This is a genomic window from Vibrio splendidus, assembly GCF_002873455.1.
GTDB classification, from domain to species: Bacteria; Pseudomonadota; Gammaproteobacteria; order Enterobacterales; family Vibrionaceae; genus Vibrio; species Vibrio splendidus_J.
Genome location: NZ_MCUN01000015.1, coordinates 19,168 through 34,141 on the forward strand (window position 1 = coordinate 19,168; position 14,974 = coordinate 34,141).

Here is a 14,974-nt window from a genome sequence, read left to right on the forward strand (position 1 = left end):
CGCTATTGCTCATATCAAGACCTGATAACTATGAGAGGAAATCAAGATCATGAATACAGAATATCAACAGACAGACCCTAAAGCTAGTGCATTCAAGTATAAGGTTTCAGTCTTTATACTTATTGCATCTTCCATTATCGGAGGGAAAAGCCCTATCGATATGAGTTTTGATGTGAAATTTAACTTTAATAACAATACGATAGGTAATGCAGTGTCGATGGTTACTGAGGCGCCTTCTACTACTACAAAGGAAGATGTCCATGAATAAGACAGTAATGCTTAAAGATATTGCCCAAGTTAGAGTTGGTAAGTCGTTTAAAACAGCCGTAGTAGATGACAAGGTTAATGGTGATGTTCTTTATTTGTCTATAGGGGATATCAATGCTGGTAAGTCTGTATCTGAAAGCTCACTCGATCGGCTTGTTAGTGAAGAAGGGGATGAGCGGTATCAGCTTAAACCTTCTAGTATTTTACTTCCAATGAGAGGGTTAGCTATGACCCCTTTTTTGCTGAAGGACGACTTTAGTTTACCTGTGATTACTTCTAGTCATGTTGCGATTATTGATTGTGATAGAAGTATTGCAGACCCTTACTACATCCGATGGTTCTTGAGTAGCCGTGCTGTTAAAAGGTATTTTGATACCCTCAATGAGGGCTCGAATATAAAGAAAATAACGAAAGCATACCTTGGAAACGCCCCGGTTGAACTTCCTAGCTTAGCGGTTCAAAAGCAGATAGGTCAGGTGCAGGAAAATTGGTTGCTACAGAAGAAAGCGCATGAAAAGCTCATTGATAATGGGGATGTGTATTTTAATGAAATTTGTTGGAAGTTGGCGACTGGGTCTGTGGTGTAATTTCTGTGGTGGAAATTTCTTAGATTATTAGCTTGCGAGTTTCCCATATGTGACCTGCCAACATAGTCAGAGTAGTGGTTTGGTTATGTCTTTAATGCAGCGAAATATTATGTTCCAAATCCGCGGTTCTATCATAGGCAAGGGCTAATGAATTATTGGTGGTGATAGGTTTTAGCTATTAGCTTGCGAAATTCCCATATGTGATCTGCCAACATAGTCAGAGCAGTGGTTTGGTTATGTCTTTAATGCAGCGAAACATTATGTTCCAAATCCGCGTGTTGGGAGTTCGAATCTCTCCACCCCTGCCATATTTAAAGCTCCAGCAGAAATGCTGGAGCTTTTTTGTATCTGTCACTTTTTCAAAGTGACGTTGAGGATCAGAGTGTCAGCTAAGTCGACTATATTGATCCCCATCGAAGCAGAAATTCTTGAGTCTTTTTGATTTATATTTGTTCGATTTTTAATCGATAATTGCCTACTTTGAATAGAATATCCTCTTAGAAATGTAAGTGCTTACTTACTTCAGTCTCTTTTATAAACAGTCAACAGCACAATCTATACTTCTTTGTGAGAATTATTCTCAATATTTTGTTACATTTTGGTCGTTATTATTAAAAGGCAACAAATATGGATATTTCCCGTCGTAAGTTTATTCAATCATCTTTTGCTATATCAGCACTAACAGTCCTACCTGCTTGCTCAATGAAGCGGTCATTTGATGAGCAAGGAAAGTATGTTTATGACTTAACTGCTGAGCCCTCTACAGCAGAGTTAGTGAAGGGATTTAATACCAATATTTTGGGTTTCAATGGGCAGGTTCCTGCTCCGACGATTCGGTGTCGACAGGGTGAGAAGGTAACGATCCGCTTTACGAATAAGCTATCAGAGCCGACAACGATTCATTGGCATGGCCTTAGAATTCCAATCGGAATGGATGGGGTTCCCTTCCTAAGCCAACCACCGATCATGCCAGGTGAAACATTCATTTATGAATTTACGCCGCCAGATGCTGGTACGTTTTGGTATCACCCACATATGAATAGCGTTAAACAGCTTGGTATGGGCTTGGTCGGTCTTATTATCGTAGAAGAAAGCACTCCCGTGCAGTTTGATGAAGAGCATGCACTGATGCTTAAGCATTGGCACATCGATAAACAGGGTCAATGGAAAGACTTAATGATTCCACGACTAAGTGCTCGTATGGGTACTCCAGGAGAGTGGAGTAGCGTCAATGGTGTTCATGAACCTGTATACCAGTTAAAGCAGCACGCAACAACTCGACTGCGTATCGCGAATGTCGATAATACGATCACTTATCCTATTGCTGTCGAAGGGGCTGAGGCATGGGTGATTGCCATTGATGGTAATCCTGTAAAGACGCCATATAAACTGACTCAACATAAAATCGGCCCAGGGATGCGCGTGGATATTGGACTGATAGCGCCCAAAGTGGGCGGGCGAGTTAATGTTCTTCAAATGAAGGGCCGCTTTCCTTTCTCTTTATGTGAGTTCGAGGTAGTAGATTCCCCCCTTATTGAAGGGCGTTTATTGCCATTGTTGCCTCTTAACCCTGTACCTAATCTAGATCTTGCTAATGCTGAAGAGATCGATTTTGTGTTCGAGTGGGAAGGTGCGGTATCACCAGTTTCTAAAGATGGGAAATCGATGCCTAAGTTTTGGCTTACTAATAAAAGAGCATGGGAAGGAATGAGCAAAGACAATATTCCTGAACCGTTGACGACTTTAGAGTTAGGTAATACTTACATATTCGATCTAAAGAACGTCACCCAATACCATCACCCGATCCATATTCACGGTCATACATTCACTGTATTGGAACTTGATGGTAAAAAAATTGAAGAACCTTTCCATACCGATACAATGCTACTTGGAAAAAACGGCCGAGCTAAAGCTGCATTTGTTGCAGACAACCCAGGACGCTGGATGTATCACTGCCATGTTATAGAACACATGAAAACGGGTTTAATGGGATATATCGAAGTTAAGTGACACCTGTAACGTTTAATATTTGCGCGTGCATTCTTAGTTTCTACCCTCGCTTTTATCGGCGGTAAAGCTAGAATATAGGGACTATTGTTTGGGAGGATTCATGGGTCAGTTATCTATTTTAGGTTTTATTGCCATTGGTGGCGCATTTGGTGCTTGTTCGCGTTATTTGATTTCAGAGTTATGTGTGGTGATACTAGGGCGTGGTTTTCCTTATGGTACACTGACCGTTAACGTAATTGGCTCTTTAATTATGGGTTTACTCATTGCCGCGTTTGAGAATGAGATGGTTGCGACAGAGCCATGGAGACAGATCATCGGTCTTGGTTTCCTTGGAGCACTGACTACATTTTCTACATTTTCGATGGATAATGTGCTTCTCATGCAGCAGGGCGCTTTCTTTAAGATGGGGCTCAATGTGCTACTCAATGTGGTTCTCAGCATCTCAGCCGCATGGATCGGCTTCCAACTTTTGATAAAGTCTTAAAACTTTCTTACGATTTGTTAACAACTCGGCTTGGTTTATCCAAGCCGTTTTTATATACTCGATCGAACTTGTCGGAGTGCCATATGGCTGAGACCGTTAACTCGGGATCCGTTGAACCTGATCAGGCTAATACCTGCGAAGGGAACAAGAGTAGATATCTAACTAGAATCCTTCTAGAGATCTATCTCCAGATCACAACTGTATTTTCTTGTTGTAATCCCTCTTGTAGCATCAAATCCGTCAAGCATTTTTATCCCTATAAATAATGGCTAAAAGCCAAGGAAAAATGCTATGTCGAGTCGTAAACAATCAAGACTGGAAGCGAAGAATTTCATAGATTCTTTATCCGTACAACCTTATCCAAATTCAACAAAAGCTTATATCCAAGGATCCCGAGAGGACATTCAAGTCCCTGTCCGAGAAATATCATTAGCAGATAGTCTTGTTGGTGGTACCAAAAAAGAGCCTGTATTCGAACCTAATGTACCCATTCAAGTTTATGATACCTCTGGTGTTTATACAGACCCTACACATCAAATAGATCTGTATAACGGTCTTCCTAAGTTGCGAGAGCAGTGGATTGATGAGCGTGGTGATACGGAACTGTTAGACGACGTAAGCTCTGTTTACACCAAAGAACGTTTAGAAGATGAAACTCTAGACGACCTTCGCTACGGCAACCTGCCTAGAATTCGTCGCGCGACAGACAACCAATGTGTTACTCAGCTGCACTATGCTCGTCAGGGTATTATCACACCTGAAATGGAGTACATTGCCATACGTGAGAATATGGGCCGTCAGAAGTTTGCTGATGAGCAGCTTAATCATCAACACCCTGGCCATAACTTCGGTGCCAACCTACCGAAAGAAATTACCCCTGAGTTCGTGCGTAAAGAGGTTGCTGAAGGTCGAGCTATTATCCCTTCAAACATCAACCACCCAGAATCAGAACCGATGATTATTGGTCGAAACTTCTTGGTGAAGGTGAACGCTAATATCGGTAACTCTTCAGTAAGCTCTTCGATTGAAGAGGAAGTTGAGAAGCTAGTATGGTCAACTCGTTGGGGTGGCGATACCGTAATGGACCTTTCTACCGGCCGTAATATCCACGAGACTCGCGAATGGATTTTACGCAACAGTCCAGTGCCTATTGGTACGGTTCCTATGTATCAAGCGCTTGAAAAAGTGAATGGCGTTGCGGAAGACCTTAACTGGGAAGTGATACGTGATACCTTGATTGAACAAGCCGAGCAAGGTGTTGATTACTTCACTATCCACGCAGGCTTACTGCTTCGTTACGTACCAATGACCGCTAAGCGTGTGACTGGCATTGTTTCTCGTGGTGGTTCTATTATCGCGAAATGGTGTCTTGCTCATCACCAAGAAAGCTTCCTTTATACCCACTTCCGGGAGATCTGTGAGATCTGTGCGAAGTACGATGTCGCACTGTCATTGGGGGACGGCCTACGTCCGGGTTCTATTGCAGATGCTAATGATGAGGCTCAATTCTCGGAGTTACGGACTCTAGGTGAGTTGACTAAAGTGGCTTGGGAATACAACGTTCAGGTGATCATTGAAGGCCCAGGACATGTGCCAATGCACCTAATCAAAGAGAATATGGACGAACAGTTAGAACACTGTCATGAAGCGCCTTTCTATACTTTAGGTCCACTGACGACAGATATTGCCCCTGGTTACGACCATATTACCTCTGGTATTGGCGCGGCCATGATTGGTTGGTACGGTTGTGCGATGCTGTGTTATGTCACTCCTAAAGAACACTTAGGCTTACCAAACAAAGAAGACGTGAAGACTGGCTTGATTACTTACAAGCTGGCAGCACATGCAGCAGACTTGGCAAAAGGACACCCAGGCGCACAAATCCGAGATAATGCATTATCTAAAGCACGTTTTGAATTCCGTTGGGAAGACCAATTTAATCTAGCTTTAGACCCTGAAACAGCCCGTTCTTTCCATGATGAAACTCTGCCACAAGAATCCGGTAAGGTTGCTCACTTCTGCTCAATGTGTGGACCTAAATTCTGCTCGATGAAGATCTCTCAGGAAGTCCGAGAGTATGCGAAAGATACAGAACAAGTAGCCGCGGATCAGGCTATCGAGATTAAGATGCTAGATAACCCGTTGGAAGGGATGCGTCAGAAATCACAAGAGTTCCGTGATACTGGCTCTGAACTTTACCACCCTGCAGTAGGTGCAAAAGAAGCTCAATTAGAGGAATAATGACAGTGAAGATACTCATCCCATCTCAAAATATTGAGTTAACGGGAGAGGTGCAGAACTGTCTATTGGTTGCTAAGCGACAAGGCTTGGCAACCGATGCAGTTGAGTTGGGTGTAAGCCCAACTCAATACTTCTCTATCGTTGACACTCAGCAGGCGTTATCTATTGGCTTTGCTCATGATGTTGATTCATTGGCGGAGTGTCAGCTAGCGGAACTGAACCACGTTGTTGATTACAGTAGTTCAGTCGCGCTAACTGACGTTTGTGATGCCTTTACACAAACTCTGAATACCATCTACATCGGTGTCTCAGATGCTTCAGCTGTACTGGATATCTGGTCACACCGGGGTGCTAATCGTGCTATCAAGAGTGAAACTACAGCTCATCAGGAGTTAGATAATCACGGCCACTTTGCTTGGTTGCTTACTTTGTTGGCACTGGAATTCCCATTAGAGGACGCATTGGTTTTAGCTCGCGCATCGTCCAATGTTTCACGTGGAACATGGCCAGCACATTACCAAAACTTTCCAATTCCAACTCTTGAAGATCAACGATTGAATATAAGCGTTGGTTGGGCTAATCAAGGGACAGTGCTTTCTTTTCCTGAGCTGAGTAAGAATAGTCTAGGTTTATACCCCGTAGTTGATGATGTCGAGTGGATCGAAAGATTACTCAAGCTTGGAATCAACACTGTCCAACTACGTATTAAGAACCCGCTGCAAGCGGACTTAGAACAACAAATCACACGATCTATCGAGCTTGGTCGAGAGCATAACGCTCAAGTTTTTATCAATGATTACTGGCAGCTTGCACTCAAGCATGACGCTTTTGGTGTTCATCTGGGGCAAGAGGATATTGAAGAATCAAACCTCTCACAGTTGAGCCAAGCGGGTATAAAGATTGGTTTATCGACTCATGGCTATTACGAGTTGCTCCGCATTGTTCAAATCAACCCAAGCTATATTGCGCTAGGGCATATCTTTCCAACAACAACTAAACAGATGCCATCGAAACCTCAGGGTTTAGTTCGTTTATCTCTGTATCAACAGTTGATTGATACTATCCCATACACAGAAGAACTTACTGGTTATCCGACGGTTGCTATTGGCGGTATTGACCAATCGACAGCTGAGCAGGTGTGGGAGTGTGGGGTATCGAGTTTGGCGGTGGTACGTGCGATTACATTGGCGGAAGACCCACAGAAAGTGATCGAATTTTTCGAAAAACTGATGGTACCTAAATCTCCAACTATCAAGGAAGAGGTTATACAGGAGCCTAGCTATGTTGAGTGACTTTGAATTCATTCGTTATCAACGACAAATTGCGTTACCTGAAGTGGGTGAGCAAGGGCAACGCAACCTACTAAATAGTCATGTGTTGATCATCGGTTGTGGTGGCTTAGGTAATGCTACGGCTCTTTACCTGGCTGCTTCTGGTGTTGGAAAGATCGTGCTGGTCGATGATGATTGTGTCGATTCATCGAACCTGCAACGACAGGTCGCGTTCAGGGAAAATCAGTTAGGTTCGCCTAAGGTTGAAGCGTTGAAGCAACAACTGAGTGAGCTCAATGGTCGCAGCCAAGTAAGAACCATCAATCAACGAATGAGTGAAAGTCAGCTTGAGCTTGAAGTGATGTTAGCTGACTTAGTGTTGGATTGTACTGACAACTTCGAGTCACGCCAGCAGGTTAACCAAGCATGTTTCAGCACGAAGACCCCTTTGATTTCGGGTTCTGCAATTGGCTGGAAAGGCCAGTTTATTGTATTTGATTATCAGAATCAGAAAGGGTGCTATCACTGCTTGTTCCCGTTCAGACATCATCCACAAACGACTCGTTGTAGCGATAGCGGCATCATAGGCCCAGTTGTTGGCACCATAGGTAACCTTCAAGCTTTGGCTGCTATTCAACGTCTAACTCGTGGTGAGTTTCAGGTCGCAACACACCAACTCAAACTGTTCGATGGCCAGACGATGAATTGGCAAAACCTTATGGTCACTCAAGATAGTGAATGTCCTGTGTGCAGTGCGTCTGTAGTTAAGCATTTAGAAGAAGAAATCCAATGAGCCATATAACGATCTCGATAAACGAACAATCAGAACAAGTAGCACACTCATCGTCTCTAGCGGACATTATCCAAGTTCTAGCATTACCCGATCTAGGTTGTGTATTTGCTATCAATAATGCGGTTGTCCCGCGTAGCCAGTGGCAACAAACGGTCGTTAATGAAGGCGACGCTATATCTCTTTTCCAAGCTATTGCAGGGGGCTAACCATGTTAACCATCGCAGATAAAACGTTTCAATCACGTCTGTTCACTGGAACCGGCAAGTTCGCAAATAAGCATTTGATGGCGAGTGCTATCGAAGCGTCAGGTTCTCAACTGGCGACCATGGCACTAAAGAGAGTTGATATTCGCTCTGAGCAAGACGACATTTTACAACCCATCATTGATGCTGGCGTGAACTTACTACCGAATACGTCAGGTGCTAAGAATGCAAAAGACGCCGTCTTTGCTGCGCATTTGGCTCGTGAAGCACTGGGTACAAATTGGCTCAAACTGGAAATTCACCCAGATCCAAAGTACTTGATGCCAGACCCAATTGAAACGCTTAAAGCCGCTGAGCAACTGGTTAAAGATGGCTTTGTTGTGTTGCCTTACTGCCATGCCGACCCAGTATTGTGTAAGCGCTTGGAAGAGGTGGGTTGTGCTGCGGTTATGCCGTTAGGTGCGCCGATTGGTTCAAACAAGGGTATTGCGTCTGCAGACTTCTTAGAGATCATTATCGACCAAGCGAATGTCCCTGTGATTGTTGATGCGGGGATTGGTGCGCCATCTCATGCTGCTCGTGCAATGGAAATGGGCGCAGACGCTGTGTTAGTGAATACGGCTATAGCTGCATCTCAACAGCCTGTTGAGATGGCGATTGCTTTTAAGCTGGCGGTTGAGGCGGGTCGAATGGCTTACCTTGCTGGACTTGCAGGAAAAGTATCTCACGCGGTTGCTTCGAGCCCGTTAACTTCATTCCTAGACGAGTAGTATTGCTATGACGTTTGTTGATCGATTTAAACAGCTCAACTGGGATGACATTGGTATGTCTATCTTCAGTAAAACGGCAGCGGATGTTGAACGTGCTCTGAGTAAATCCAAATGCGACTTAGAAGACTTTAAGGCTCTGATCTCTCCGGCGGCAGAACCTTACTTAGAGCAGATGGCACAACAATCGTTGGCGCTAACTCGCAAGCGGTTTGGCAATACGATGTCGCTTTATATTCCCTTATACCTATCTAACCTGTGCGCTAACGCGTGCACGTATTGTGGTTTCTCAATGGAGAACCGTATCAAGCGCCGCACGCTTACTTTGGATGAAATCGATGCCGAAAGTGCGGCTATCAAAAAGATGAAGTTCGATAGTGTTTTGTTGGTCACCGGTGAACACGAAACTAAGGTCGGGATGAATTACTTTCGACAGGTGTTGCCGAATATCAAAAAGCAATTTAACTACCTTGCGATGGAAGTGCAGCCGCTTGATCAACATGATTACGCCGAGCTTAAAACGTTAGGTTTAGATGCGGTGATGGTTTATCAGGAGACTTATCAGCCACGAACCTACGCTGAGCATCACTTACGCGGTAATAAAATGGACTTTGAATATCGTCTTGAAACCCCCGATCGCTTGGCAAAGGCGGGGATCGATAAGATAGGGATTGGTGCCTTGATTGGTTTGGAAGATTGGCGAACCGACTGCTTCTTTGTTGCTGCTCATTTAGATTACCTAGAGCGTACTTATTGGCAGACACGTTACTCGATTTCATTCCCACGTCTTCGCCCGTGTGAAGGTGGGGAGTCTAGTGGAGGCTTACAGCCTAAGTCGGTCATGAATGATAAACAGTTGGTTCAGCTTATCTGCGCATATCGACTCTTGAATCCTGAGGTCGAGCTATCCCTTTCTACTCGCGAATCGGCAACCTTCCGCGACAATGTGTTGCCATTGGGAATCACCAGTATGTCGGCAGCTTCTAAAACCCAACCTGGTGGTTATGCTTCCGGTGAAGAAGAGCTCGAACAATTTGAGATAAGCGACGAGAGAAGTGCTGCCGATGTTGAGTCAATGATTCGTCAGCGAGGTTTCGACCCAGTGTGGCGTGATTGGCACAGCGCCTATTCTGGTTAATCAACGTTTGGTTTATGTTCCACGTGAAACATCTTAATGATACAGGCAAATAAAAACGGCTACCCTTGGGTAGCCGTTTTGCTATTTGCTATTTAACTTATTAACCTAGCAAGCTCGTTTTGGTTCAGTTAATAGCTTAACGAAGCATTATGCGTGAGCTAATGGTGTAGTTGATTGGCGTAGCCATTCCAGCGTATCACCTTCAACTAATGGGCTAACATCGTTCCATACTTTTTGATGGTAGTCGTTCAGCCACGCCAGTTCAGGTCGTGTTAGCAAATCAACATTGATGTTGCGCTTATCGATAGGGCAACGTGTTAGCGACTCAAACGTTAGTACTGAAAAATCACCTTGAGTTGGAAGTTCAACAACCAGTTCTAGGTTTTCGATACGGATACCAAATTCATCAGCACGGTAGTAACCCGGCTCGTTTGATAACACCATACCTTTAACAAGAGGTACGTCGATTAGCTTCTTAGAGATGCTTTGCGGTCCTTCATGAACACTTAGGAAATGACCAACACCATGACCAGTACCGTGGTCGTAGTCGAAGCCTTCTGCCCATAAGTGCTGACGCGCTAGGATATCAAGTTGGAAACCACGAGTGCCTTGTGGGAAACGAGCTCGTGCGATTCCGATATGACCTTTAAGTGCGAGAGTGAACTGTTGAATCATTTCGTCGCTTGGTTGGCCAATCGCGATAGTACGAGTGATGTCGGTTGTACCATCTAAGTACTGACCGCCTGAATCGACTAGGTACAGAGTATTCAGTTCTAGCTGACCTGGTTCAGGCTGGTTCTCATGGTTGTAGTGACACATTGCAGCGTTGCCGCCTGCCGCAGAAATGGTATCAAAACTTAGATCCATCAGCGTCGGGTCTTGCTCGCGGAATGATTGTACTTTGTCTGCTAGTACAGCTTCGTTGTGCAGGTTACCTTGCGCGACTTCTGCATCAATCCAAGACAGGAATTTCGCCATCGCCACGCCATCTCGAATGTGACACGCTTTCATACCTGCAATCTCAGTTGCGTTTTTAGCAGCTTTTGGCATTAGGCATGGGTCTGCTGCTTCAATGATGTGAGCGCCAGCGTTTTGCAGAACAAGCGTGTACCAAGCATTACTCGTGCCTGAATCGACAGACACATTGTTACCTTCTAAAGACTGAAGGCGCGCTTCAAGCTCTGATGGGTGAGAAACGCGAATACCATTACCAACGTGTGCTTCAAAGCCTGCTGGGATGCGTGCTGGGTCTAGGAAGAAATCGACGCTTTCATCAGCGTGAATGATTGCATTAGACAGTACAACAGGTAGGCGAGATACGTCTAAACCACGAATGTTAAGCAACCAACAGATTGAGTCTAGCTCGGTAAGGATAGCGGCGTCCGCCCCTTTTGCTTTTAGTAAGCTAGCAATCTCCGCACGTTTACTTTCACTTGATTGACCTACGGCGTCTGTTGCCATTAGGCGAACATCAGATACAACAGGCTCAGGACGGTCAGACCAAAGCTCATCAATCGGGTTTGCTGATAGCGTTGTTAGCTCAACTTTCTCTGCTAGTTTTGCTTGTGCGCCTTTCAACCAAGCGGCGGTGTGCATGCGTGGGTCGAATGCAACCTTACTGCCTTGTGGCAATGAATTGATGATCCAATCTAAAGCCGGTTCTTCAATAAGGTGGCGATACTCAAATAACTCTGCTGGTACCTGCTTACGAACCTGAACGGTGTAGCGACCATCTACAAAAATAGCAGCAGTTTCACGAGTGATAACAGCGGCACCTGCAGAGCCAGTGAAACCTGTTAACCAGTGAAGTCGCTCGTTATGAGCGGGAACGTATTCACCTAGATATTCGTCTTCATGTGGAATGATAACGGCATCTAGGTTGTTTGTTTCAAGCCAAGCTCGAACCGCAGCAACGCGTTCAGCAGTGATATTGTGCATTTGTGTTTATCCTTATTGTTAGGGTCCTTGTTAACACTCACAATCGATATACATGCGAGGGGACTTATTAGGTCAATAAGCTAGCGCTTTTGTTCGTTTGCTGCAAACGCTGTACGCCATTTTTATCTAAGGTGCAGAGTTTTTTCTTTGATGATATCTCGCAACCAAGTTAACGCAGGGTCATTTTCTCTGTCACGGTGCCAAAACAGAGTGTATGCCATCGGTGGAAATTCCATCGGTAAAGGCACTACCACTAAGTCGAGCTGCTTGGCGACGAGGTAAGTAAAGTGGCTTGGTGCGGTAAACACAAAGTCGGTGTAGGTACACAAGCTTGCTGCGCTATTGAAGTCTGGAACAGAAATAGCGATATCGCGTTGATGGCCAAGATCGGCAAGCTTGTAGTCGAGCAACCAGCGGTCGTTACCATCACACCTTACTTGTACATGACGCTGGGCAAGGTAGGTTTCCAGATCCCACTTACCGTTCAGAGCAGGGTGGTTACGCCTTAACACGCACATCTGTGCATCGCGGTAGATCTCTTGTTCACAGATGTCGTCTGGCGGCAGCATAGTTAAGCGCGCATCGTTGATGTCGATATCTTTGCCTGTGAGTCCGATATCTAACTCACCAAGCTGCAGCTTCTTAAAGGTTTGTTCTGTCCACGCGTGGGTGTTGATATTGACCTTAGGTGCTTGTCGAAATATCGCCGGTAAGAAGTGCGGAAGAATCAGCGGGTACACACTCTCAACGGCTGCAATGTGAAAGCTGTGGTCACTATTATTGGGAATGAATGTCTCTGGTTGAGTAAGCACATCAAGTTGATTGATCAACGTTTCTAACCGAGGCTTAAGGAAAACAGCTTTCGGTGTTGGTCGTAATCCATGAGCACTTCGTGTGAAAAGGGGATCATTAAATTGCTCACGAAGCTTGGCTAGCGACTTACTCACAGCCGATTGACTCAAGCACAATCGATGCGCAGTGCGCGTGACACTCAGCTCTTCCATCAGTACCTGCAAGCAAACCAATAGATTGAGGTCGAGGCGTGATAGTTTCTCGATATTCATGTGAGTTTCCTATTTGGAATAATGCTAATGAGTATATGCCATTTTTGTTCATATCTTTAGTTGGTTATTATGCACCTAAATTAACTCATTCGGAGAGTCTTGTGCCTTCTAACGCGCTTCCAACCCCTAGTAAACTGCAGGTTGCTTTATTGGCAATGCTGGTTCTATTTAGCCCTTTGGCTATTGATATCTACCTACCAGCTCTGCCACAAATTTCAACAGCGTTTCACGTGGAACACGCACTAGCACAAGATACGATTACTTGGTTTTTATTCGCCATGGGTGTCGGGCAGTTATTTGCAGGCCCTTTGGCTGATAAGTTAGGACGTCGAACCGTTGCATTGGGAGGTGTTAGCATCTATGCATTGAGTGCTTGCTTGGCGTGGGCAGCTCAATCGATTGATATGATGCTAATAGCTCGGCTGCTACAAGGCTTAGGAGCTTGTGCGACTTCTGTAGCCGCCTTTGCGACGGTTCGCGATCTATTTGGCCCGCAGAAGAGCGGCCGAATGATCAGTTACCTTAATGGTGCGATCTGTTTTATCCCTGCACTGGCACCGATTCTTGGGGCTTGGTTGACTCAACAGTTTGGCTGGCGCTCGAACTTCAGCTTTATGGCTGTGTTTGCTGTAGTGGTTGGCACTATTTTGTTTTTCCAAATGAAAGAGTCTAATCCGGCGACAGAAAAGGTCGCGGTGTTCAAATTAGAGCGTTACTGGTCGGTATTGAAAACACCGTCTTTCATCTTTCACGCAACCTTATGCTTGATGGCGATGGCGGTCATTCTTGCTTACGTTACCTCTGCACCTGTTGTGCTGATGGAAAACCTAGGTTTGTCGATGAATGAGTTTACGTTCTGGTTTGGTATTAACGCGGCTATCAACATCATAGCTGCATTCACTGCACCGAAATTTATGGACCGTTTTGGTACCTATAAAGCGCTAGTCGTCGGCATTTCAACATTGGGTCTAGCTGGCGTTATTATGTTGGTGCTTGCTGAGCATGCTAGCGCGATCGCATTCATGCTGCCGATTTTCCTATCTTCAGTTGGCTTCGCTTGGATTCTTGGTGCCGCAGCCGGTAAGGCACTTGAACCTTTTGGTGACCGCGCAGGTACCGCAGCTGCGTTGCTTGGCTTGTTCCAAATGAGCGGTTCAGGACTACTTGTTGGTACGATGCAACGTCTTGATTTAACGTCGCAAGTGATGATTGCGCTGCAAATGTTCCTCATTGTTCCGGCATTGTTAGTACTTGCGAGCAAAGCAGGTAAGTCGTGGCACACGACGTTTGCTAAGGCATAAGTCTCAAGGGTGACAAAATATACAAATGGCGGTTTGCGAAACGTTAAAACATGGTATATTTGTCACTCATTGAAACGTTAGTCCCCAACGGAAAATACTGTAATGTCATTAACAACCTACGAAATGGCGCGCATCTTAGAACAAATGGAAGATGCACCTGAAAAGGTCATGTTTGGTAAATTGCTTAAAGAGCTAGGAAACCAAAGTGAAGAGCGTATTCGCAGTGCGGCAAAACAAGTTCCAATCGACACTTTGCGAGATATCATTTACCAATTTCAACGCGTGGTTGAATCTCGTAAAGGTGAACAAGTTCAGCTATTAGCAAAAGAGCTGGCAGAGCAAGGTATTTCAGCTGAGGAATTACAAGCTTTTCTGAGCAAGTAGTTTTTCACCAGTTAAAAAGAAACCACTCAATTGAGTGGTTTTTTGCGTTTTGGATTTGCGAGGAGGACTAGTTGCTAAATTGCTTCTTCAAGATTCTATCCAACGAAAATGGTCCAGCTCCCCATACCACGACGATAAGAATCATTAATCCCCAAAGCTGATGATCGTAGAAGCCTTGCGCCCACAATACAGGGTATGACACGACGGCCATGATATTGAAAACGAATAGTGCTGCAGCCATAGGTCGTGTTAATAAGCCAAGTGCTAAGAATACCGGCAGAATCAATTCAGCAGCGGTACCCATGTAAGCAGCTAATTCCCACGGCAAAAGCGGCACTTGGTATTCCAATTCAAATAAGTAAAGAGTGCTATCCCAAGTGGCTATTTTAGTCAGCCCTGAATTAAAGAATACCCATGCCACCCAAAGGCGACAAAATAGCAGCAGCACTGGAACAAAAAGTGCCTGTGATTTCTCAATCAAACTGTCGTATTGAGCCATCATGTTCGTGACTGTGTTGTTATCCAT

Annotated in this window: 15 protein-coding genes and 1 riboswitch; of the genes, 12 read left to right on the plus strand and 3 right to left on the minus strand. The window is 44.9% G+C overall.

Annotated features, from left to right (window positions below; all coding sequences use genetic code 11):
- Positions 1-49 precede the first annotated feature (49 nt).
- The 10 genes from BCU75_RS24265 (at position 50) to thiH (ending at position 9,761) form a co-directional block, all read left to right on the plus strand.
- Positions 50-268 carry a hypothetical protein gene (locus BCU75_RS24265; RefSeq protein ID WP_157933910.1) on the plus strand — a complete coding sequence of 73 codons (219 nt, stop codon included), beginning with the start codon at positions 50-52 and terminating at the stop codon, positions 266-268.
- Positions 261-854: a restriction endonuclease subunit S gene (locus BCU75_RS15035; RefSeq protein ID WP_157933911.1), complete on the plus strand. Its 594-nt coding sequence runs from the start codon at positions 261-263 to the stop codon at positions 852-854. Before BCU75_RS24265 ends, BCU75_RS15035 begins: the two co-directional genes overlap by 8 nt.
- A gap of 627 nt (positions 855-1,481) precedes the next feature.
- Positions 1,482-2,864, plus strand: coding sequence for a multicopper oxidase family protein (locus BCU75_RS15040; RefSeq protein ID WP_102474330.1), 1,383 nt, complete (start codon positions 1,482-1,484; stop codon positions 2,862-2,864).
- Between the two features lie 100 nt (positions 2,865-2,964).
- Positions 2,965-3,348: a fluoride efflux transporter CrcB gene (gene crcB, locus BCU75_RS15045; RefSeq protein ID WP_102474331.1), complete on the plus strand. Its 384-nt coding sequence runs from the start codon at positions 2,965-2,967 to the stop codon at positions 3,346-3,348.
- Positions 3,349-3,410: 62 nt separating this feature from the next.
- Positions 3,411-3,509, plus strand: a riboswitch (TPP riboswitch).
- 130 nt (positions 3,510-3,639) lie between these two features.
- Complete coding sequence (gene thiC, locus BCU75_RS15050) at positions 3,640-5,589, plus strand: phosphomethylpyrimidine synthase ThiC (protein ID WP_102474332.1); 1,950 nt, start codon at positions 3,640-3,642, stop codon at positions 5,587-5,589.
- The gene (locus tag BCU75_RS15055; RefSeq protein WP_102474333.1) at positions 5,589-6,881 is read left to right on the plus strand and encodes a thiamine phosphate synthase; all 1,293 of its coding nucleotides are present in this window, start codon (positions 5,589-5,591) and stop codon (positions 6,879-6,881) included. Before thiC ends, BCU75_RS15055 begins: the two co-directional genes overlap by 1 nt.
- The gene (locus BCU75_RS15060) at positions 6,871-7,653 is read left to right on the plus strand and encodes a HesA/MoeB/ThiF family protein (protein ID WP_102465080.1); all 783 of its coding nucleotides are present in this window, start codon (positions 6,871-6,873) and stop codon (positions 7,651-7,653) included. The genes BCU75_RS15055 and BCU75_RS15060 overlap by 11 nt, the downstream gene beginning before the upstream one ends.
- Positions 7,650-7,859 (plus strand): sulfur carrier protein ThiS, encoded by a 210-nt coding sequence (gene thiS / locus BCU75_RS15065; protein WP_010440653.1) that lies wholly within the window; start codon positions 7,650-7,652, stop codon positions 7,857-7,859. The genes BCU75_RS15060 and thiS overlap by 4 nt, the downstream gene beginning before the upstream one ends.
- 2 nt (positions 7,860-7,861) lie before the next feature.
- Entirely contained in the window at positions 7,862-8,626 is a 765-nt protein-coding gene (locus BCU75_RS15070) for a thiazole synthase (RefSeq protein ID WP_102465081.1), read from the plus strand.
- Between the two features lie 7 nt (positions 8,627-8,633).
- A complete protein-coding gene (gene thiH / locus BCU75_RS15075; RefSeq protein WP_102465082.1) occupies positions 8,634-9,761 on the plus strand; it encodes a 2-iminoacetate synthase ThiH in 1,128 nt (375 codons plus the stop codon).
- Between the two features lie 147 nt (positions 9,762-9,908).
- Here the strand turns inward: thiH and BCU75_RS15080 are convergent, their stop codons facing one another.
- Both BCU75_RS15080 and BCU75_RS15085 read right to left on the minus strand, forming a co-directional pair.
- Positions 9,909-11,699 carry an aminopeptidase P family protein gene (locus BCU75_RS15080; protein ID WP_102474334.1) on the minus strand — a complete coding sequence of 597 codons (1,791 nt, stop codon included), beginning with the start codon at positions 11,697-11,699 and terminating at the stop codon, positions 9,909-9,911.
- 122 nt (positions 11,700-11,821) lie between these two features.
- Entirely contained in the window at positions 11,822-12,763 is a 942-nt protein-coding gene (locus BCU75_RS15085; protein ID WP_017061320.1) for a LysR substrate-binding domain-containing protein, read from the minus strand.
- 101 nt (positions 12,764-12,864) lie between these two features.
- On the opposite strand from BCU75_RS15085, the gene BCU75_RS15090 reads away from it, so the two are divergent.
- Both BCU75_RS15090 and BCU75_RS15095 read left to right on the plus strand, forming a co-directional pair.
- Positions 12,865-14,064: a multidrug effflux MFS transporter gene (locus BCU75_RS15090; RefSeq protein ID WP_198592541.1), complete on the plus strand. Its 1,200-nt coding sequence runs from the start codon at positions 12,865-12,867 to the stop codon at positions 14,062-14,064.
- Positions 14,065-14,166: 102 nt separating this feature from the next.
- Positions 14,167-14,448 carry a hypothetical protein gene (locus BCU75_RS15095; protein ID WP_016787602.1) on the plus strand — a complete coding sequence of 94 codons (282 nt, stop codon included), beginning with the start codon at positions 14,167-14,169 and terminating at the stop codon, positions 14,446-14,448.
- Positions 14,449-14,515: 67 nt separating this feature from the next.
- On the opposite strand, the gene BCU75_RS15100 is transcribed toward BCU75_RS15095, so the two are convergent.
- Positions 14,516-14,974, minus strand: coding sequence for a DoxX family protein (locus tag BCU75_RS15100; RefSeq protein WP_102465085.1), 459 nt, complete (start codon positions 14,972-14,974; stop codon positions 14,516-14,518).

Coding starts and splice junctions, on each gene's coding strand:
- BCU75_RS24265 (WP_157933910.1), top strand. CDS start 50: ATGAATACAGAATATCAACAGACAGACCCTAAAGCTAGTGCATTCAAG.
- BCU75_RS15035 (WP_157933911.1), top strand. CDS start 261: ATGAATAAGACAGTAATGCTTAAAGATATTGCCCAAGTTAGAGTTGGT.
- BCU75_RS15040 (WP_102474330.1), top strand. CDS start 1,482: ATGGATATTTCCCGTCGTAAGTTTATTCAATCATCTTTTGCTATATCA.
- crcB (WP_102474331.1), top strand. CDS start 2,965: ATGGGTCAGTTATCTATTTTAGGTTTTATTGCCATTGGTGGCGCATTT.
- thiC (WP_102474332.1), top strand. CDS start 3,640: ATGTCGAGTCGTAAACAATCAAGACTGGAAGCGAAGAATTTCATAGAT.
- BCU75_RS15055 (WP_102474333.1), top strand. CDS start 5,589: ATGACAGTGAAGATACTCATCCCATCTCAAAATATTGAGTTAACGGGA.
- BCU75_RS15060 (WP_102465080.1), top strand. CDS start 6,871: ATGTTGAGTGACTTTGAATTCATTCGTTATCAACGACAAATTGCGTTA.
- thiS (WP_010440653.1), top strand. CDS start 7,650: ATGAGCCATATAACGATCTCGATAAACGAACAATCAGAACAAGTAGCA.
- BCU75_RS15070 (WP_102465081.1), top strand. CDS start 7,862: ATGTTAACCATCGCAGATAAAACGTTTCAATCACGTCTGTTCACTGGA.
- thiH (WP_102465082.1), top strand. CDS start 8,634: ATGACGTTTGTTGATCGATTTAAACAGCTCAACTGGGATGACATTGGT.
- BCU75_RS15080 (WP_102474334.1), bottom strand. CDS start 11,699: ATGCACAATATCACTGCTGAACGCGTTGCTGCGGTTCGAGCTTGGCTT.
- BCU75_RS15085 (WP_017061320.1), bottom strand. CDS start 12,763: ATGAATATCGAGAAACTATCACGCCTCGACCTCAATCTATTGGTTTGC.
- BCU75_RS15095 (WP_016787602.1), top strand. CDS start 14,167: ATGTCATTAACAACCTACGAAATGGCGCGCATCTTAGAACAAATGGAA.
- BCU75_RS15100 (WP_102465085.1), bottom strand. CDS start 14,974: ATGGATAACAACACAGTCACGAACATGATGGCTCAATACGACAGTTTG.